This window comes from Tardiphaga sp. 709, from assembly GCF_032401055.1.
GTDB lineage: Bacteria > Pseudomonadota > Alphaproteobacteria > Rhizobiales > Xanthobacteraceae > Tardiphaga.
In genome coordinates this window covers 3,782,229-3,801,486 of record NZ_CP135529.1, presented here as the reverse complement: position 1 = coordinate 3,801,486, position 19,258 = coordinate 3,782,229, and the positions used below count along the sequence as shown (strand labels likewise).

22 protein-coding genes and 1 pseudogene are annotated in these 19,258 nt (G+C 62.5%); 7 read left to right on the top strand and 16 right to left on the bottom strand.

Annotated features, from left to right (window positions below; translation table 11 throughout):
- Positions 1-19 precede the first annotated feature (19 nt).
- The gene (locus tag RSO67_RS18605; RefSeq protein WP_315840049.1) at positions 20-673 is read right to left on the bottom strand and encodes a carbonic anhydrase; all 654 of its coding nucleotides are present in this window, start codon (positions 671-673) and stop codon (positions 20-22) included.
- A gap of 129 nt (positions 674-802) precedes the next feature.
- Between RSO67_RS18605 and RSO67_RS18600 the strand changes: the two genes are divergently transcribed.
- Positions 803-1,681 (top strand): CoA ester lyase, encoded by an 879-nt coding sequence (locus tag RSO67_RS18600; protein ID WP_315840048.1) that lies wholly within the window; start codon positions 803-805, stop codon positions 1,679-1,681.
- A 1,080-nt stretch (positions 1,682-2,761) separates the two neighbouring features.
- Here RSO67_RS18600 and RSO67_RS18595 read toward each other — a convergent pair.
- From RSO67_RS18595 to RSO67_RS18585, 3 genes are all read right to left on the bottom strand, one after another.
- Positions 2,762-3,553, bottom strand: coding sequence for a hypothetical protein (locus tag RSO67_RS18595; RefSeq protein ID WP_315840047.1), 792 nt, complete (start codon positions 3,551-3,553; stop codon positions 2,762-2,764).
- Positions 3,554-3,574: 21 nt separating this feature from the next.
- Positions 3,575-4,180: a 3-isopropylmalate dehydratase small subunit gene (gene leuD, locus RSO67_RS18590; protein WP_089266479.1), complete on the bottom strand. Its 606-nt coding sequence runs from the start codon at positions 4,178-4,180 to the stop codon at positions 3,575-3,577.
- Positions 4,181-4,251: 71 nt separating this feature from the next.
- Positions 4,252-4,653 carry a metallopeptidase family protein gene (locus tag RSO67_RS18585; protein ID WP_315840046.1) on the bottom strand — a complete coding sequence of 134 codons (402 nt, stop codon included), beginning with the start codon at positions 4,651-4,653 and terminating at the stop codon, positions 4,252-4,254.
- A 204-nt stretch (positions 4,654-4,857) separates the two neighbouring features.
- Between RSO67_RS18585 and RSO67_RS18580 the strand changes: the two genes are divergently transcribed.
- A complete protein-coding gene (locus RSO67_RS18580) occupies positions 4,858-5,145 on the top strand; it encodes a hypothetical protein (protein ID WP_410001899.1) in 288 nt (95 codons plus the stop codon).
- A gap of 1 nt (position 5,146) precedes the next feature.
- On the opposite strand, the gene RSO67_RS18575 is transcribed toward RSO67_RS18580, so the two are convergent.
- Positions 5,147-5,362, bottom strand: coding sequence for a hypothetical protein (locus RSO67_RS18575; RefSeq protein ID WP_315840045.1), 216 nt, complete (start codon positions 5,360-5,362; stop codon positions 5,147-5,149).
- A gap of 245 nt (positions 5,363-5,607) precedes the next feature.
- Here RSO67_RS18575 and RSO67_RS18570 point away from each other — a divergent pair, with 245 nt between their 5' ends.
- From RSO67_RS18570 to RSO67_RS18560, 3 genes are all read left to right on the top strand, one after another.
- Positions 5,608-5,898: a hypothetical protein gene (locus RSO67_RS18570; RefSeq protein WP_315840044.1), complete on the top strand. Its 291-nt coding sequence runs from the start codon at positions 5,608-5,610 to the stop codon at positions 5,896-5,898.
- Positions 5,899-6,061: 163 nt separating this feature from the next.
- Entirely contained in the window at positions 6,062-6,502 is a 441-nt protein-coding gene (locus RSO67_RS18565) for a hypothetical protein (RefSeq protein ID WP_315840043.1), read from the top strand.
- 311 nt (positions 6,503-6,813) lie between these two features.
- The gene (locus RSO67_RS18560) at positions 6,814-7,467 is read left to right on the top strand and encodes a hypothetical protein (RefSeq protein WP_315840042.1); all 654 of its coding nucleotides are present in this window, start codon (positions 6,814-6,816) and stop codon (positions 7,465-7,467) included.
- Positions 7,468-7,644: 177 nt separating this feature from the next.
- Here the strand turns inward: RSO67_RS18560 and RSO67_RS18555 are convergent, their stop codons facing one another.
- The 6 genes from RSO67_RS18555 to RSO67_RS18530 all read right to left on the bottom strand — a co-directional run bounded on the left by RSO67_RS18555 (position 7,645) and on the right by RSO67_RS18530 (position 12,545).
- The gene (locus RSO67_RS18555; RefSeq protein ID WP_315840041.1) at positions 7,645-8,814 is read right to left on the bottom strand and encodes a winged helix-turn-helix domain-containing protein; all 1,170 of its coding nucleotides are present in this window, start codon (positions 8,812-8,814) and stop codon (positions 7,645-7,647) included.
- A gap of 202 nt (positions 8,815-9,016) precedes the next feature.
- Positions 9,017-10,432, bottom strand: a complete 1,416-nt coding sequence (gene leuC / locus RSO67_RS18550; RefSeq protein WP_093757912.1) for a 3-isopropylmalate dehydratase large subunit — start codon at positions 10,430-10,432, stop codon at positions 9,017-9,019.
- A 113-nt stretch (positions 10,433-10,545) separates the two neighbouring features.
- Positions 10,546-10,770 (bottom strand): hypothetical protein, encoded by a 225-nt coding sequence (locus RSO67_RS18545; protein ID WP_315840040.1) that lies wholly within the window; start codon positions 10,768-10,770, stop codon positions 10,546-10,548.
- A gap of 16 nt (positions 10,771-10,786) precedes the next feature.
- Positions 10,787-11,185, bottom strand: coding sequence for a 50S ribosomal protein L19 (rplS, locus tag RSO67_RS18540; protein WP_089266471.1), 399 nt, complete (start codon positions 11,183-11,185; stop codon positions 10,787-10,789).
- Positions 11,186-11,307: 122 nt separating this feature from the next.
- Positions 11,308-12,060 (bottom strand): tRNA (guanosine(37)-N1)-methyltransferase TrmD, encoded by a 753-nt coding sequence (trmD, locus tag RSO67_RS18535; protein ID WP_315840039.1) that lies wholly within the window; start codon positions 12,058-12,060, stop codon positions 11,308-11,310.
- Between the two features lie 50 nt (positions 12,061-12,110).
- Positions 12,111-12,545 (bottom strand): helix-turn-helix domain-containing protein, encoded by a 435-nt coding sequence (locus RSO67_RS18530; RefSeq protein WP_315840038.1) that lies wholly within the window; start codon positions 12,543-12,545, stop codon positions 12,111-12,113.
- A 132-nt stretch (positions 12,546-12,677) separates the two neighbouring features.
- On the opposite strand from RSO67_RS18530, the gene RSO67_RS18525 reads away from it, so the two are divergent.
- Positions 12,678-13,547 (top strand): SDR family oxidoreductase, encoded by an 870-nt coding sequence (locus tag RSO67_RS18525; protein WP_315840037.1) that lies wholly within the window; start codon positions 12,678-12,680, stop codon positions 13,545-13,547.
- 3 nt (positions 13,548-13,550) lie between these two features.
- On the opposite strand, the gene rimM is transcribed toward RSO67_RS18525, so the two are convergent.
- The 3 genes and pseudogenes from rimM to ffh form a co-directional block, all read right to left on the bottom strand.
- Entirely contained in the window at positions 13,551-14,075 is a 525-nt protein-coding gene (gene rimM / locus RSO67_RS18520) for a ribosome maturation factor RimM (protein WP_315840036.1), read from the bottom strand.
- Between the two features lie 6 nt (positions 14,076-14,081).
- On the bottom strand, positions 14,082-14,414 hold the full coding sequence (gene rpsP, locus RSO67_RS18515; RefSeq protein ID WP_089266465.1) for a 30S ribosomal protein S16: 333 nt from the start codon (positions 14,412-14,414) through the stop codon (positions 14,082-14,084).
- A 49-nt stretch (positions 14,415-14,463) separates the two neighbouring features.
- A pseudogene (gene ffh, locus RSO67_RS18510) lies at positions 14,464-15,982 on the bottom strand (signal recognition particle protein).
- 346 nt (positions 15,983-16,328) lie between these two features.
- Between ffh and RSO67_RS18505 the strand changes: the two are divergent.
- Positions 16,329-17,393 carry an MBL fold metallo-hydrolase gene (locus RSO67_RS18505; RefSeq protein WP_315840035.1) on the top strand — a complete coding sequence of 355 codons (1,065 nt, stop codon included), beginning with the start codon at positions 16,329-16,331 and terminating at the stop codon, positions 17,391-17,393.
- 139 nt (positions 17,394-17,532) lie between these two features.
- On the opposite strand, the gene RSO67_RS18500 is transcribed toward RSO67_RS18505, so the two are convergent.
- A complete protein-coding gene (locus RSO67_RS18500) occupies positions 17,533-18,246 on the bottom strand; it encodes an SIMPL domain-containing protein (RefSeq protein WP_315840034.1) in 714 nt (237 codons plus the stop codon).
- A gap of 70 nt (positions 18,247-18,316) precedes the next feature.
- Complete coding sequence (locus RSO67_RS18495) at positions 18,317-19,063, bottom strand: GyrI-like domain-containing protein (protein WP_115031932.1); 747 nt, start codon at positions 19,061-19,063, stop codon at positions 18,317-18,319.
- Between the last annotated feature and the right edge of the window lie 195 nt (positions 19,064-19,258).

Genomic DNA, 19,258 nt, shown 5'->3' with positions numbered 1-19,258 from the left:
CGATGATGAGGTCGGGGTATCAGGAGGCCTTTGCCTGGCTGACCGGCCGAAACTCTTTCGCGACCTGATCCAGCACCGACAGCGATCCCACCGCGACGCCAAAGTAAGCGCCGTGCAATTCGAGTTCGCCCTTCGCGACCTTGCTGCTCACAAACGGGAACGTCATCAGGTTCTCAAGGCTGCGGAACACGGCGGCCTTTTCGATACGGGTGACGAAATCCTGGAACGCCTCGTGCTCGCGGATCTCGACCTTTTCGTCGGGCTTGATGAACATCGACATCCAGCGGCCGATGAAGTCACCCGGCGACAGCGGCGCCGCATTGTCGACGAAAGCACGGATACCGCCACATTGCGCGTGGCCGAGGATGACGATGTGCTTCACCTTCAGCACCTGCACCGCATATTCCAGCGCTGCCGAAACGCCATGGGCGCCGCCATCGGGTTGATAGACCGGCACCAGGTTGGCGATGTTGCGCACCACGAACAGTTCGCCGGGCGAGGCATCGAAGATGACCTCCGGCGACACCCGCGAATCGCAGCAGCCGATCACCATGACTTCCGGCGACTGGCCCTTTTCCGATAATTCGCGGAAGCGCGACTGCTCGGTCGGCAATCGCTCCGACGTGAAGGTCTGGTAGCCGGCAATCAGTTGCTGCGGAAATGATGCTGTCATGGTCTGCCTCATGGGTCCCCACGGATAACCATAGGACGCCAGCGCGAACAAGCCTTCCGGGCGACGTGCTGAAATGTTATCGCGAATGCCTGAATAACGAACAGGCCATAATTACAGGGAAATGACGCCATGATCCGTCCGCGCCGCAGCCATTTGTTCATGCCCGGCTCGAATCCGCGCGCGCTGGAGAAGGCCCGGACCGTGGCCGCTGACGGCATTATTCTGGACCTTGAAGACGCCGTGGCGCCGGACGCCAAGGGAACCGCACGCGACGCCATCGCACAGACCTTGGCTGCCGGCGGCTTCGGCAAACGCGAGGTCATCATCCGCATCAATGCGCTGGATTCGCCGTGGTGGATCGACGACGTCACCATGGCCGGCAAGGCCAAGCCGGACGGCATCCTCGTGCCGAAGATCTCCAGCGTCGAGGATCTCTCCGCCATTGCCGATCGTCTGAGTGACATTGGCGCCGACATGTCGATCAAGGTCTGGGCCATGATCGAGACCTCGCGCGCCATCCTCCATGCGGAAGAGCTCGCGGCTGCCTCGCGCGATTCCGAGAATCGCCTGGCCGGCTTCGTGTTCGGCCCCAACGATATCGCCCGCGAGACCCGCATCCGCATGATGCCCGGCCGCGCAGCGATGCTTGGCATGATCACCCATTGCGTGCTGGCGACGCGGTTGCATGGTCTCGAAATTCTCGATGGTCCCTACAGCAATTTCAGCGATACCGAGGGCTTCATCGCCGAAGCCGAACAGGGCCGCGACATCGGCTTCGACGGCAAGACGCTGATCCATCCGAGCCAGATCGAGGCCTGCAACAAGGTCTTCACGCCGCCCGCCGACGAAGTTGCCCAGGCCCGCCGCATCATCGCAGCGTTCGAACAGCCGGAAAACGCCAGCCGCGGCGCGATTCAGCTCGACGGCAAGATGGTCGAGCGGCTGCATGCGGATATGGCCAAGCGCACAATCGCGATCTCGGACGCGATTGCGGCGATGGGGAACTGACGCGCAGGCGTCATTCCGGGTCGGGATGGACAGCGCGACGCGCGTTTTACGATGAGACCGGACCTCATGTCATGGCCGGGGCGCGAAGCGAGCTTCGCTAGATGCTCCCGGCCATCCACGTCTTCCTTGTGGCCAAGACGTGGATACCCGGCATTCGCCGGGCATGAAGTGGAGTTTGTTGTGAGCGTTCGCATGCTCACGCTATTTCAGATTCAACTGTCAAACAGCCACTGTTCTGGAGAGTCTTGTCCTTCAGACATGCGTCATCGCCCCTGTTGTTTGCGGCGCGGGGGCGCCGTCGTGTCTTGCATTCCCACCCCCCTGCGAGAGGGCGTGCGGAACGCCGGGTGCCCGTTGCACCCTTGGGCCTGATGCGAATGCGGTCTTCCGCAATCTAGAGTGCATCAGGACTTTCGGAGGCGCCGAGCGATTGCCCGACGTTCCGCATACGGTGTTTTTTCGGTTGCTTGCGCGTTGCCATGGCGAACGATCCGATCACCAAAATTACAGTCCCAAGGCGAATGGGACAGGGTGCCTCAAGCGAGTAAGCCGGACGCGTTTCGACTTGGTCGTCCGTCACACTGTCCAGGGGTCTTTCCATCCCAAGGCCAGCCGTCTCCTTGCCAGTGGCAGTGCTGGCGCAGATCCGTCCTGCCCGAAGACAGACGTCCCCCATGAACCGCGTAACGCCGCATCTCCGGCGTCCACCGCATCCCACCCCGCGAACGTGACGATCGCGATCGCCCCTCTCGGTGGGGCAGGACAAAGAGGAATATAATCAAGGCGGGGATATTGTCAACGAAGAATAGGAAAAAATGTTTAAGCGCTGTCTTGCCACCTCACACCCGTCATTCCGGGGCGCTGGAGCGACAACGTCGCGCAAGCGAACCCGGAATCTCCGCATGTTCAACGCAAAACACTCTGAGATTCCGGGTTCGCGCTTCGGCGGCATTGCCGCCTTCGTGCGCCCCGGAATGACGAGAGTGGGTCGGGAGGTCAGCTTCGCCCTCTGCCGGCTTCGCCGGCGACGCTCGCCCCGGAATGACGTGGGAGGCCGGGCGCTTCGAGAGCCTGGCTCGTCTACCGATCGCCGACCCGCTCGGTCGCCCAGGCATAAAAGCTTCCGGGCATCGGCGCTTCCTTCCCGCGCCCTTTCGGCGAGATGTGAAAACCCAATATCTCGGGATCGCCGACCAGCGTCGCAAAGTCCGACGGCTCGAAGAACAGCTTTGGCTCCGCATGAATCGAATAATAAGCCCTCCGCGGCAGCGCGTGATGCTGGGAGCCGTGGCGTTTCGCCAGCGCCGTCAGCGATGCCGGGCCGAAAATCGCGACGCGGACGTCGCTGGCGCGCTTCGCACTACCGCGCAGCTTGCGCCACGTGAAAGCGAGCCGGTGACGCAGTGACATCCAGTCGGGCGTCAACTCATCCTGCCTGATCAGCGCCTCGAACGCCGCGACGATCGGATCATTGGGCGGAAGATACAGCACCGAATTGCCGAGCTGACGTCGCTTCTCCCAGGCGAAATAGGGCTTTGCCGGATCAATCTCGATCGGCTTCAGCAACAGCACGTCCGCATCCAACCAGAGGCCAAGACCTTCGGCCATCAGCCGGATGCGAAAGAAATCGCTGAACTGCAGCGGGGTCCAGCCGACCCATGCGCCATTGGGAGCTGATGGGCGCAACCGCTCGGCAAAGGCGCGCGGCAGCACGGCTTCCGCATCGGCATTGCTCACGCCGTCCGGCAGATCGGTGATGGGAGCAAAACTGTAGAGCGTGACGCGGTGGCCAGCGTCGACCTGCGAGCGCAGGCACAGCCTGCGCAGCGCATCGAGCGGGCCCTCCCAAAAGGTGACGACGTCAGGAATCACGCGTCACCTTCCGAAGTGTGATCAGGCCCAGGCGCGTGCGGTCTTGAGCTTCTCTTCGTAGCTGTCGATGGAGGCCTTCTTCTCCATTGTCAGGCCGATATCGTCGAGACCGTTGAGCAGGCAGTGCTTGCGGAACGGATCGATCTCGAACTTCACGGTGCCGCCGTCAGGGCCGCGGATTTCCTGGTTCGGCAGATCGATGGTGATGGTCGCATTGGCGCCGCGCTCGGCATCGTCGAACAACGCGTCGAGATCCTTCTGCGAGACGCGGATCGGCAGCACGCCGTTCTTGAAGCAGTTGTTGTAGAAAATGTCGCCGAACGAGGTCGAGATCACGCAGCGGATGCCGAAATCCAGCAGCGCCCACGGCGCGTGTTCGCGCGACGAACCGCAGCCGAAATTGTCGCCCGCGACCATGATCTTGGCATTGCGATAGGCAGGCTTGTTGAGGACGAAATCCGGGTTCTCGCTGCCGTCATCGAGATAGCGCGCTTCCGAGAACAGACCCTTGCCGAGGCCGGTGCGCTTGATGGTCTTCAGATACTGCTTCGGAATGATCATGTCGGTGTCGACATTGATGATCTTCAGCGGCGCCGCGACGCCTTCCAGCGTGGTGAACTTGTCCATGAACGTATCCTCGGATTGAGCGGGCGTTTTAGCCCGATCGGGCGGCCCGTCCAAGGGTGATTTATGCAGGGCTAATCGGCGACGCCAGCCTCGATGGCCTCCATATCAGCGTCCGACAGGCCGAAATGGTGGCCGATCTCGTGGATCAGCACGTGGCGGACGATATGGCCGAGGGTTTCGTCGTGTTCGGCCCAGTAATCCAGGATCGGCCGGCGATACAGCCAGATCATGTTGGGCAACTGACCAGTGTTGTCATGACTCTGGAACGGCAGGCCGACGCCCTGGAACAGGCCGAGCAGGTCGAATTCGGTCTCGGCCTGCATCTCCTCCAGCACCTCATCCGTCGGGAAATCGTCGACCCGGATGATCACGTCCGCGCAGAGCTTGCGGAAACCCTCCGGCAGGAGGGCGAGCATGGCATGGGCCATGTCCTCCATTTCGGCAAGATCGGGTGCTTTCGCCTGGTGCCACATGTTCCCTGTCTAGCCAATTCCCGTGACATGGCAATGCGCCGGTGCAGTGCGCCTACGAGCGGTTGACGGGCGGGCGGCAATCGGAGACTTTGCGGCGTTGTTTGAGGCATGATCTCTCGACAAACGAACCCGTTTGTCGGCGAAAATCGGCATTTACTTTTCGGGATCATGCCTATGGCGGTTTGGGGCGTTAAAATGCGGATCATGATGGCGGCACTGGGATTGGCGGTTGCGCTCGGCGCGTTGCCTATGGTTGGCGTCGCACAGGCACAGACGGCCACGCAGATCGCCCAGTCCGACGACAGCGTTCAGCCTCGCCGCGCGCGCCCGCGCGTTCGCATCTATCGCACCCCGGACGAACGCGGTGTCTATCCCAGCTACAATCCCGGCCCGAATGCCGTGCGCGATTGCACCGCCAATCTGGTGCAGGAATATCGCCCGAGCGGCACCGTGATCGTGCCGCGCATGAACTGCTACTGGCGCCGCGGCTAACCTAGCGGCGCTCTCGCGCGGCACCGATCAGACCCGCTGCAATCACTATCGCCGAACCGCCATAGACGATGATCGCCATGGCGAGTTGTGTTGCCGTGCCTGCGGTGCCGGGCATCACGCCGGGGCCTTGCGACGCCTGCGCCTGTTCGATCCACTGATCCAGAGCGGCGGAGACAAATGCGAGCGTGACAACAATCGTCGAGATCAAGCGCATCATGATGGCCTCCATCATTGCATGATCGAGATACGTGTCGCGCAGCGGTTTGGTTTTACAACCATGCTTCACATTGGCGCGATGACGCGCATTCGTTCCACGGCTGCGACAGTCCGCCACCGCGTCATATCGCTCACGCACCATTCACATCGCGTTCACCTCTCAAACCCTAGCGTCATCAGCATGGGCGATGATCCATTCGTGAAGCTGCATCTCGACATGAACGCAGCAGACCCAGGAGAGAACACGTGAACGTAAAGAAATTTTTTGGCTTCGCTGCCGTCGCAGGATTGCTGTTCGTCGCAGCGCCAACGCAGCAGGCGAACGCAGTCTCGCTGAACAGCCCAGGCATCGCATCGTCTGTGCAAGGCAGTGAGAAGCTGACGACCGAGGTGCAGTATCGTCATCACCACGATCGCGGCTATCGCCCGCATCACGGCATGCGCCGTCACCACGGCTGGCATCGCCCGCATCACGTCCGCCGCCATCATGGCTGGCACCGGCCGCATCACGTGCGTCGTCACGGCTGGCGCTACTGAGAATATCTCTGAAATGGAAACAGGCGCACGCAAGTGCGCCTGTTCTCGTTGACGGGATGTTGACCGCGTCTCTCTGTCGCGGGAAATCATTGTAGCTATATGCGTTATGGGGTGAAGGCGACGAAAGACGATCGATGGAAAGCGATCGAGGCAAGGAAAAATCATGAAGAACTGGGTAGGCGCAGCCATGCTGGCTGCAACACTTTCACTTGGTGGCGCATTGACCAGCGCCCCCGCAATGGCTGACGCACAGACGCCTCAAAAGGCTGCGGCAGACAACAAGGCAAAGGCGACGGACTTCAGCGCGCAGCGGCGCCATCGCCACTTCCACCACCGCCATCACTTTGGTCACCGGCATTACGGGTATCGCGGCTATTACGGCCCGCGTTATGGTTACGGATACGGCTATCGTCCGTACCGCTCCTATTACGGCCCGGCCTATTACGGACGCCCCTATGCCTATCGCCCTGCTTACTACGGCGGATACGGCTATCGGCCCTACGGCTATTACGGCGGCTATCGTCCCTATGGCGCCTATGGTTATGGCCCGGGCGTCGGTTTCGGCGGCCCGCTCAGCGTCGGCTTCAGCTTCGGCCGCTGGTAAATTCCAGGATCTCCAGACGACATCGACAGGCGCCCTTTGCGGCGCCTGTTTTTTTGTGCGCGCCGCGCGGCTTCCGCCTGCGTTATTCATGACGCGTTCAGATCAGCATCCTTAATTTTCGGTCAAGGCGCGACAACTCACATGACACGACCATGCGCAAACGCACCGTTGGCGCAAGCGGGGACCTGTGCCGTCAGGTTTGCGCGATCGATGTCCCATGCGCTGATCGAGGGAGGATGTTTCCGATGAGAGATGTTCAAAATCGACAACCTGTCCTGAATGCCGAACGAGGTTTTGCGATCAGACAATTCATGACGCGCTCGCTCGGCGTGGCTGCCGCCGCAGCGATGATGATGTCGCTGACGCCATCGGCACGGGCTGTCTCGCTGATCAATCCCGGCGCGGCACCCGCAGCCAAGCAGGCGAGCGACGCGTTGCTCATGCAGGTCCAGCATCGCGGTGGACGCGGTGGCGGTGGAGGTTTCCGCGGCGGTGGCGGCGGTCACGCCTTTCATGGCGGAGGTGGCGGCGGACTTCGCGGCGGCGGCATGCCGGCGCTTCGGGGTGGCGGTGGAGGCGGAGGCTTCCGTGCCGTAGCGCCTGCGTTTCGTGGCGGCGGCGGTTTCCGCCCGGGCCCGGCCTTTGTCGGCGGCGGCTTCCGGCGCGGCCCCGCATTCCATGGCGGTGGCTATCGCTACGCGGCGCCATTGATCGCAAGGCGCCCCTATTATGCGCCGGCGCGTTACTACGGCGCGCGCCATTACGGCTATCGCCGCCATTTCCGCCCGCACTATTACGCCTATGCGCCGAACCACTATTATGGCCCGCGTTACTACCAGCCGCGCCGTTTCTGCCGGATCGTCTGGACCTATTACGGCCCACGCAAGATCTGCCGCTATCGCCCCTGGCATCACCGCCACTGGCACCACCGGCGCCATTACCATCGCTTCAACGTTTATTGGTAAGCGTGCGTAACGACCTCGAACTCACCACAGACTCCGTCATGGCCGGGCAGCGCGAAGCGAGCTTCGCTAGGTAACCCGGCCATCCATCTTTCTTCTTAAACTTAGTTGCGCAGCAAGATGGATCCGCGGGTCAAGCCCGCGGATGACGTCGGAGTCTAGGACTGGCACTGCCCGCTTCTATTCACCCAGCTGAAACGCCTCGAACCGCCCGAGTTCTTCCTCGATGCGGCGCTTCCATTCCTTGCGCGGTGTTTTCGGCTTGGCGCCATCACCGACCCAGCTCCATTGCTGCATCAGCAATTTGCGCTTCTGGCGATCGGTCTTGAGATCGACAGCGGCCACGATCTGATCGTCCACCAGCACCGGCAGTGCGAAATAGCCGAGCTGGCGTTTTTCTTTCGGCACATAGGCCTCGAAGCGATGGTCATGCCCGAAGAACAAATTGGTCCGCTTGCGTTGGATCACCAGGGGATCGAATGGCGACAGCACATGCACGAGCCCCGCCTCGCCCGGGCTGGTGTCCTCGATCGCCGCGGGCGTCGTCCAGTGCTCCTGCTTGCCGGCGCCTCCGAGCGTAACGGCCATCAGCTCGCCCTTGCGCACACGGGCCTCAATCAGCTTGCGTATGCCGGCCTTGCTCGGTGCATCCAGATGGCAGATCGAATCGAGACTGACGATGCCCTGCGACCGCAGCGCGCGGTCCAGCAGATAGGCGAACTTCTCCGTAGCGCTCGCCGCTTTCGGCAGCGTCTCCCAACCGAAATGCCGCAGCAGAAGATCATAGGTCTTCAGCATGCCCTGCCGTTCGGAGATCGTGAGATGCCCCTCATAGAACGCCAATTGCAGCGCCCGCTTCGACGGCTTGCGGCTGGCCCATTCATGATCCTTCTCGCGCAGCACGTCGTCATCGATGTCGCGAATCGACAGCGGGCCGGCCTTGGCCAGCCGCATCACCTTGCGCTTGTCCGCCGGTGTCACCGACGCGAACCAGCCGTGGCCCTCACGGCGATAATATTTCATGTCCGGCACGAAGAAGCCGATATCGTCGGTCGGCACATAAGCAAGCGCATGGGTCCAGTATTCGAACACGCTCTTGTCGTGCGTCTGCGCCTGCCTGAGATCTGCCCGTTTGTAGTTGGGGGTGCGCGAGAACAGGATGTGATGATGGCTGCGCTCGATCACATTGATGGTGTCGATCTGCACATAACCGAGATGCTGGACGGCAGCCTTCACCGCCTCTGCGCCGTCACCGAACGGCGCACGTGCATCGAGCCGCTGCGCGCGCAACCAGATGCGGCGGGCGGCGATGATATCGAGATTGATCGGTTTCGAGGGCGGGCGCAGCATGTCGCAAAGTTAGCCCGGATACACGCGGCTGTCATTCCGGGGCGCATGAAGGCGGCGTAGCCGCTGCAATGCGAACCCGGAATCTCGGTGTATTCATCGCCTGCTCATTCCAGGCGAGGAAGACGCGGACCCACGTCGGGATTCCGGGTTCACGCCGGCCCGCTACGCGACCCGGCCTGCCCCGGAATGACGAGCGAGTGACTCAGTGCCACTCTCTGATATCGACGAAGTGCCCCGCGATCGCAGCCGCAGCCGCCATCGCCGGCGACACCAGATGGGTGCGGCCCTTGTGGCCCTGACGACCCTCGAAGTTGCGGTTCGAAGTGGCGGCGCAGCGTTCTTCCGGCGCCAGCTTGTCGGGGTTCATCGCCAGACACATGGAGCAGCCGGGCTCGCGCCATTCGAAGCCGGCTTTCAGAAAGATCTTGTCGAGCCCTTCGGCTTCCGCCTGCTCCTTCACCAGACCCGAGCCCGGCACGATCATCGCCGAGACATGGCCGTTGACAGTCTTGCCGTCGACGACCTTGGCCGCGGCGCGCAGATCTTCGATACGGCCATTGGTGCAGGAGCCGATGAAGACGCGATCCAGCTTGATATCGGTGATTTTCGTACCCGCGGTCAGACCCATATAGGCCAGCGCGCGCTCCTTGGAGAGACGCTTGGCTTCATCCGCGATGTCCGCCGGGTTCGGCACCTTGCCGGAGATCGAGATGACGTCCTCAGGCGACGTGCCCCAGGTGACGATCGGCGGCAGCTTCGCCGCATCGAGACGAATCTCGTGATCGAAATGCGCGCCTTCGTCGGAGCGCAGTGTTTCCCAGTAACGCACAGCCTGTTCCCACATCTCGCCCTTCGGCGACATCGGGCGACCCTTGAGGAATTCATAGGCCTTCTCGTCGGGCGCAATCAGGCCGGCGCGGGCGCCGCCCTCAATTGACATGTTGCAGACCGTCATGCGGCCTTCCATCGACAGCGCGCGGATCGCCTCGCCGGCATATTCCAGCACATAGCCGGTGCCGCCGGCGGTGCCGATCTCGCCGATGATGGCCAGGATGATGTCCTTGCCGGTGACGCCGTCGGGCAACTTGCCATCGACGGTGGCGCGCATGTTCTTCGCTTTCTTCTGGATCAGCGTCTGCGTTGCCAGCACGTGCTCGACTTCCGACGTGCCGATGCCGTGCGCCAGCGCGCCGAATGCGCCATGCGTCGAGGTGTGGCTGTCGCCGCAAACGATCGTCGTGCCCGGCAGCGTAAAGCCCTGCTCGGGGCCGATGACATGAACGATGCCTTGGCGCTTATCGAACTCGTTGTAATATTCGATGCCGAATTCCCGCACGTTTTCGGCCAGCGTCGCGATCTGCTCGGTGCTTTCCGGATCGGGGTTAGGCTTTGTGCGATCGGTGGTCGGCACGTTGTGATCGACGACAGCGAGCGTCTTCTCCGGCGCATGCACACGGCGGCCGGCAGCACGCAGACCTTCGAAGGCCTGCGGGCTCGTCACTTCGTGCACCAGATGGCGGTCGATATAAAGCAGGCAGGTGCCGTCGGCGGCTTCCTCGACCAAATGGTCGTTCCAGATCTTGTCGTACAGGGTGGTGGGCTTTGCAGAGTCAGTCATGAGATCAGGCCTCAAAAGAAAACGTGGGCCAGTTGCGTGCTGCTAAATGATCTGCCGCATCGGCGGCGCAAAGCGCGCAACTGAGAAACGGGGAAAGAAACGCGTGAGATTGCTCACGCGCTTCTAAGCGCACCCACGATCGACGTGGTGAAGCGACCGAAGAAGCGACCGGGCAGCCGGCTATGATCGTCGATGACGATGCGCAATGCGTGCTGGTGCAGGTCTAGAAACATTCCAGTCATATAGCACTCGGCGATCACGACGCCAATGCGACCGAGGTATGCAGTCTTCACATCACAAAAAAGCGCGGCTTGCGCCGCGCTCTTCGTCTCGCACATTCGATGATGCGGAAAATTACTTCGCTGCAGCCACAGCCGCGACCTTGGCCGGACGCTCGGTCTTCTTCTCGACGATACGGGCCGACTTGCCGCGCAGATCGCGCAGGTAATACAGCTTGGCGCGACGCACCTTGCCGCGGCGCACAACCTTGATCGAGTCGATCATCGGGGAGAGCAGCGGGAACACGCGCTCGACACCCTCGCCGTAGGAGATCTTGCGAACGGTGAAGCTCTCATTGATGCCACCGCCGTTACGGCCGATGCAAACGCCTTCGTAGGCCTGAACGCGGGAGCGCTCGCCTTCGACAACCTTCACGTTGACGATGAGGGTGTCGCCGGGACCGAATTCCGGGATCGACTTGGTGGCGGAAAGGCGGTCGAACTGCTCTTTTTCAAGCGTCTGAATCAGGTTCATCGAAAATCTCCATCGGCGGCGCGCCCAGACGTTGCGCGGGCTGCGCTCGAAACTCTTACCCTGCCATTGCACGGATTTGGCGCTGCTATACGGGAAAGCGAAGCCGTTGTCACCCGTCTCTGTCACTCACCCGTCGTGATTTTTGGCGGTTTTCGCTTTCTGCCCGATTCCGGGGCTTTCGGGCGAGCCGCCCATAAATCCGGCCGGCGCTCTTGGGTAAGCGCCTCCGCCTCGGCCAGCCGCCATTTGGCAACCTTCGCATGGTCGCCCGAAATCAGGACATCCGGGATCTGACGGCCCTCGAAGGCCTGCGGGCGGGTATATTGCGGGTATTCCAGTAGCCCGTCGGAGAAGCTCTCATCGGTTCCAGACGCCAGCTTGCCCATAACCCCCGGCAGAAGCCGCACGCAGGCATCGATCAGCGTCATGGCAGCGATTTCCCCGCCGGACAGGACATAGTCGCCGATCGAGACTTCCTCGAGCCCCCGCGCATCGATGACGCGCTGATCGATGCCCTCAAAGCGGCCACAGACGATCAGCGGCCCCCGCCCCGCGGCCAGTTCCGCCACCCGCGCCTGGGTCAATGGCCGACCGCGGGGGCTCATGACGAGCCTGGGGCGGTCTTGCGCATCTGCCGCATCGATCGCCGCCGCCAGCACATCGGCCCGCAGCACCATGCCCGGCCCCCCGCCCGCCGGCGTGTCATCGACGCTGCGATGCTTGTCGGTGGCCGATGCACGGATATCGCGCGGCTCCAGCGCCCACAGGCCGGAAGCCAGCGCCTTGCCTGCGAGGCTGATGCCGAGCGGTCCCGGAAACATTTCGGGAAACAGCGTCAGCACCGTCGCGCGCCATGGTGTGGGTTCGATAATCATGGCTTTCCATCGCGCGTCCGGCGCGAGGCGTCAAACCCCCGCGAGCCCGTTCAAGCCGCCGACATCTGCTCGCTGGTGTCGCCGGCATCGAACGCGGCGCGCGACGCCTTGATCTCCTCAAAACTACGTTCCGCCCAGTCGATCAGGCCCGCCAGCGGCGCCATCGCGGACTGGCCGAGCGGCGACAGGCGATACTCCACCGAGGGGGGCTTGGTCGGGAAGACGTGGCGGGTGATCAGCCCATCGCGCTGCAGGTCACGCAGCGACTGGGTCAGCATGCGCTTGGAAATATCCGGTACCGCACGATGCAGCTCGCTGAAACGATGCGGCCGGGCCGCCAGCACCACCAGCAGCAGCGACGTCCATTTGTCGCCAATGCGGTCCAGCACGTTGCGGACCGGGCAGGCATCGGCATCGAAGCCCCGTGCCCGCCATTCGTCGAAGCGGGTGGACAAGGGGGCATTGTCAGAAGCTTTTTGGGGCATCGGGAGACTCCTTCCGGCCGACCGCAGGTCACTTCCAGGTAACCTGGCGATAAAAAACTGCCTCCTTACGGTACGATCAGGCAGTCTCTATTCAAGACCTATCGTCAATTAGAGACCTTAGGAAATTTTGCCATGTTGAACCACCGTATTCTCGTCACCGCCGCCAATGGCCAGCTTGGTCGCCTCACCATCGACGCCCTGCTCAAACTCGTCCCGGCCAGCCAGATCGTCGCCGGCCTGCGCGATCCCGCCAAGGGCGCCGATCTCGCCGCCAGGGGCGTCACCGTCGTCGCTGCCGATTACAGCAAACCGGACACGCTGGACGCCGCCTTCAAGGGCATCGACCGCCTGCTGCTGATCTCGTCGAACGAACTCGGGCAACGTGTCCCGCAGCACCGCAATGTGATCGACGCCGCCAAGAAGGCCGGCGTGAAGCTGATCGCCTATACGAGCGTACTGCGTGCGGACACCTCACCGCTCTCAGTCGCCAAAGAGCATTTGCCGACGGAAGAATTGATCCGCGCTTCCGGCATTCCTTTCGCGCTGCTGCGCAACGGCTGGTACACCGAGAACTACACGGCATCGATCCCCGCGGCATTGGCGCACAACGCGCTGATCAGCAGCGCCCGTGATGGCCGCATCGCATCGGCCTCGCGCGCAGATTACGCAGCCGCGGCTGCAGCCGTGCTAACCTCGACAACGGATCACGCCGGACAAATCTATGAGCTGGCTGGCGACGAAGCCTACACGCTGGAAGCTTTTGCAGCAGAGATTACGAAGCAGTCCGGAAAGACTGTCGCCTATGTCCGCTTGCCCGAAGCCGATTTCAAGGCAGCGCTGCTCGGCGCGGGACTGCCGCCTGAACTTGCGGAGCTGATTGCGACGTCGGATACAGCCGCAGTGGATGGCGCGCTGTTCGACGACAGCCGCGCACTGAGCAAGCTGATCGGGCGGCCGACCACGCCGTTTGCAACAACGATTGCGGAAGCGTTGAAAGCGTAAGCGTTATGCCGCGGTGGGATCGTCGCCGATGATCTCACCCGGCAATTCGATCACGACACGGCCAGCCGCGAGGTCGACGGTCGGCACCACCGCATTGGTGAAGGGCAATAGCAGGGTCGCGCCCTCTAGTGGCGCGATCTCGATGATATCGCCGGCACCGAAATTATGGATGCCGACAACGCGGCCGATCGCATCGCCCGCGGCATTGACCGCAGCGAGGCCGATCAGGTCGGCGTGGTAATATTCATCGTCTTCGGTGTCGGGCAGCGCGTCGCGCGCCACATAGAGCTCGACGCCATTGAGGCGCTCGGCATCTTCGCGGGACGCGACGCCCTTCAGCGTCGCGACCAGATGGCCCTTGGCCTCGCGGACATCATCGACCTCAAAGCTCCGCTTGCCGTCCTTGGTGGCAAGCGGACCGTAGTCGCACACGGCGAATGGATCTTCGGTGAAGGTCCACAGCCGGACCTGGCCGCGCACACCATGCGGCGCGCCGATACGCGCGACGCAGATTTGCGCGGAGGTCATTCCGCCTTACTTCTTGGCGGCGGCTTCAGCGTTGGCCTTGCGCTCCTTGCGCGGCACGGCCTTCTCGGGATTGTTGCGGGCTTCGCGCTTCTGGACGCCAGCGGCATCGAGGAAGCGAGCAACGCGATCCGACGGCTGTGCGCCCTTGGCGATCCAGGCCTTGGTCTTGTCGAGGTCGAGCTTCAGGCGCAGCTCGTTATCCTTGGCGAGCAGCGGATTGAAGTAGCCGAGACGCTCGATGAAGCGGCCATCGCGGGGGAAGCGCGAGTCGGCGACGACGACGTGATAGACGGGGCGCTTCTTGGTGCCTGCGCGTGCGAGGCGGATAACGACGGACATGGGATTCTCCTAAGTGTGTTCGATTTGAATGTGAGTGAACTTGATCGCGTTATTTCTTTTTCCCGAGACCGGGAAAGCCGCCGAGTCCCGGCAGCGTCGGTTTGCCCAGCCCTGAAAGGCCCGGGAAATCTTTCGGCAATGACGGCATGCCCTGCGGCATCCCGCCCGGCATCTTCTCGGCCATCGCCTTCATCTGTTCGGGGGATGGCATGCCACCGCCACCGAAGCCCATGGCCTGCGCGATGCCGGCCATCGGGCCACGCTTGCCGGAGCCCATGGCCTTCATCATATCGGCCATGTTCCGGTGCATCTTCAGCACCTTGTTGACTTCCTCGACCTTGAGGCCGGCGCCGGCAGCGATACGCTTCTTGCGACTGGCCTTGAGGATGTCGGGATTCTTGCGCTCCTGACGCGTCATCGAGATCGATGACTGCGATCTGGCGCTTCACCACGCGGTCATCGAGACCGGCGGAGGCGATCTGGTTCTTCATCTTAGCGATGCCGGGCATCATGCCCATCAGGCCGGATAGACCGCCCATATTGGTCATCTGGATCAGCTGCTCACGCATGTCGGTGAGATCGAACTGGCCCTTGCGCATGCGCTCGGCAGTACGGGCGGCTTTTTCCGCATCGATATTTGCAGCAGCGCGCTCGACCAGCGACACCACGTCGCCCATGCCGAGGATGCGGCCGGCGATACGGCTCGGATGAAAGTCTTCCAGCGCATCGGTCTTTTCGCCGGTACCGATCAGCTTGATCGGCTTGCCGGTCACGGCGCGCATCGACAGTGCAGCACCGCCGCGGCCATCGCCGTCGACGCGGGTTAGCGCGATGCCGGTGAGGCCGACGCGCTCGTTGAAGGAGCGCGCGAGATTGACGGCGTCCTGACCGGTCAGCGCATCCGCGACCAGCAGCACTTCATGCGGATTGGCGATCGCCTTGATCTCGATCGCTTCCGACATCATTTCTTCGTCGAGCGTCGTGCGACCGGCGGTGTCGAGCAGAACCACGTCATAGCCGCCGAGCTTGGCAGCGGACAGCGCGCGCTTGGCGATCTCAGCCGGCTTCTGGCCTTCGACGATCGGCAGCGTCTGAATGTCGAGATCACGGCCGAGCACCGCGAGCTGCTCCATGGCAGCCGGACGATAGACGTCGAGCGACGCCATCAGCACCTTGCGCTTGTCGCGCTGAGTGAGACGGCGCGCAAGCTTCGCGGTCGTGGTGGTCTTACCGGAGCCCTGCAGACCGACCATCATAATGGCGACGGGCGGCACAGCCTGAAGATCGATGCCGCCTTCGCCATCTGCGCCGAGGGTCGCGACCAGTTCGTCATGGACGATCTTGACGACCATCTGGCCGGGCGTGACCGACTTGACGACGGTGGCGCCAATGGCCTGCTCACGCACGCGATCGATGAAGGAGCGGACCACGTCGAGCGAGACGTCGGCCTCAAGCAGCGCCCGGCGGACTTCGCGCATGGCGGCATCGACATCAGCCTCCGACAGCGCACCGCGCCCGGTGAGCCGATCGAGAATTCCGCCAAGCCGTTCCGACAGACTGTCGAACATCGATCGTCGCTTCCGCTCGTGCCATCCCCATGATGGCAAATAACCAAACACTTTTGCGCCCGAGGGCGCATCGCGCTGTCGGGCGTTGACCTCCGGTCTCCAGGACCGGTCGGCGGGTCGAAAAGAGAACTTTTCGAGAATTGGTGGGGACTTACAGCGCCGGGGCCCGGCGAGTCAAGGAAATATGGCCGCCGCGCCGTCGCCCGAAACGGCAACCCATTCAAGATAAAGGATATTCTCTGCAGCAGGCGATTAAATTGACAATAGGCAATTGGATTTCTGGGTGAGCTGCCCTAGATGTGAGTGATCGCTCACCTCAGGTTCCCCTTTTCGGCTTTTGACATTCATGACCATCACCCGCCGCGAGCTTCTCGCATCCATCGGCGGCCTCGCCGCAGCGGCGGGGCTGTCGGCCATCTGGGCTTCCCGCATGACCAATTATGACGGCCCCGTCTCCGATCACTTCGACGGCAAGATCTTCTTCGATCCCGATGGCGCGCCGCCGAGGTCGCTCGGCGAAGTGCTGCGCTGGCAATTCGGCGGCGGCCGTACGCGCGAGGTCTGGCCGGACTGGGTCGAGAACGAGTTTGCCGATACGCCGCCGGCCAGGGTCGAGGGTACGGGCGTTCGCTTTTGTTACGTCGGTCACGCCAGCTGGCTGATCCAGACCGCCGGGATCAACATCCTGTTCGATCCGGTGTGGTCCGATCGCGTATCGCCATTGTCATTTGCCGGGCCGAAGCGTCACAACGCGCCGGGCATCGCCTTCGACAAACTGCCCAAGATCGATGTTGTGCTGGTCTCGCACGGTCATTACGACCATCTCGATCTTCCGACCCTGTCGAAGCTATCAGCCAAATTTGCACCGCGGGTGATCACGCCGCTTGGCAATGACATCACCATGAAGAGCGCCGACAGCGCGATCAAAGCCGAGGCCTATGACTGGACAGATCGCGTCGAGCTCGGCAACGGCCTCGCCGTCACGCTGGTGCCGACGCGCCACTGGACCGCGCGCGGCCTGTTTGATCGTAACAAATCGCTGTGGGCGAGCTTCGTGCTGGAGACACCAGCCGGCAAGATCTACATCGTCGGCGACAGCGGCTATGGCGACGGCCTGCACTTCCGCCGCGTGCGCGAGACCCATGGTGCTATCAGGCTCGCGATCCTGCCGATCGGCGCCTATGAGCCGCGCTGGTTCATGAAGGACCAGCACATGAATCCGGAAGACGCCGTGAAGGCGTTTGGTGACTGCGGCGCACAGCAGGCGCTGGCCAGCCATCACAGCACATTCCAGCTCACCGATGAGGCGATCGACGGGCCGGTGAAGGGATTGGCCGCCGCATGCAGCGCGGCGGAATTGCCCAGCGAGAAGTTTATGGCGCTGAAGCCGGGGCAGGTAGTGGAGATCTAGCTGTCGTCCCCGCGAAGGCGGGGACCCATAACCACGGTCGAAGAATTTGAAACAGCAGAGCCACGACTGTCGAGCTTAAACTACACCTACAGTGTGTATGGGTCCCCGCCTTCGCGGGGACGACAACTGAGCTTTGCCGTCACTGCGCCGGCTTGATTTCCCAGCTCACACTGACATTCACGCGCAGCACTTCCTCGCCTTGCGCCACCGGAGCCGATGCCACGTCGGCGCCCATCTTGCGCAACATCATCGGCGCCGGAGCGCTGCCGGAGTCCTCGGAGATACTGATCGGCGCGCCGAGCTTGACGCCGGCAGCCTTGGCGTAAATCTCCGCCTTGCGCCGCGCATCCGCGATCGCGTCGCTGCGCGCATCGTCGAGCAGTTGCGACGCCTTCGTCACCATGAAATTGATGCCGCCGACCTCATTGGCACCCGAAGCCACCAGCGCGTCGATGGTGCCGGCCACCTTGGTCACGTCGCGCACCCGGATGGTGACGCGGTTGCTGGCGCGATAGCCCGAGATGACATTGGGGCCAGGATTGGGATTGGGACGGGTCTGCTGCGCATATTGCGGAAACAGCGACAGCCGCGATGTCTGCATGTCTTTCTCGGCAATGCCAGCGCTCTTCAGAGCCGCCAGCACTTTGGCCATCGCGGCATTGTTGGCCTCAGCAGCCTCGCGCGCGGTCTTGGCGTCGGTCGTCACGCCGCCATCGACGACAGCGAGATCCGGCGGCACCGAGACGGTGCCTTCGCCGGAGACGGAAATCACCGGCGGTGGATTGACCTGCGCGAGCGCAGGAGTGGCGATGAGCGCAATGCCGAAAACGGCCAGAGTCAGATGATTTTTCATGCCCGATCTGTCGCGACCGTCCAAGGCTTCTTTATGACCAGAGATTCTTTATCGCTGGCCTTCGCTTCTATTACTTCAGCGGCACATAGACATTGATGACGAGCTTGTCTTCCGCCGTCTTCAAGGGATCGGTCATGTATTCCTCGATGAAGGTGTCTTTCGCCTCTAGCTTTTTGTCGTCGAGGTGATTGGTGATCGCCTCATAGGTGTTGTCCATATTGTCGTAGGAGCCGCGATGGACGAACTTCAGTGCCTTGCCATCCGGTGACAGACCCATCTTCATCGCCTTCGGCAGGTTCTTCACCTCCTGATCGACCGGGATTTCCGCGAGGAAGGTGAAGCCGGTGTCGTCGGTGGTCGTATAGACGATCATCGGGTTGCCGGATGACTTGACGCCCTGTTTGTCGAGCACGGTGGTGATCTGCTTGAACGCATCCATCAGCGTATCGAAGGCCGAATCCCAATTCGCCTTGCCGACGAAGGTCACCATCTGCTTCGGCGATAGCGTGATTTCCTCGCCGAACGGATCGGCAACCTGGACCTGAGGCGCGGCTGGCGTTGCGGGAGCCTGCGCCGCGGCGGGCGGCGTTGCCGGCGCGACGGGGGCCGGCGTCTCCGGTGCGGCGGGAGCGGGAGTGGCGGGAGCCGTTGCCGCCGGAGCTGGTGTGGCCGGTGCGGGCGCGGGCGGGGTCGCCGGGGTGCTTGCCGCTGGCGGCGTGGCGGGTGGAGATTGCGCCCAGGCCGCGGCGTTCAGCGTCAGCGCGGCTGCCGGGATCAGCGCCGCAGTGGCGAGGCGGGACAGGCGAGAACGGGTCATTCGAAGGGTCTCCAGTGACATCCTGCAGCGCAGTGTCCGGCAACATGCGCGATACGGCACCATGGTAACACGCAGCCGCGGCTTTCGTCCCCTCCCCAAATTGCGCAGGGCCATTCAAAACAGCCGACACAGAATCGCCGTACTGGCCAATCCGCCCGGCCTCGCCATATAAGGCTGAGATCAACGGGACCGAGC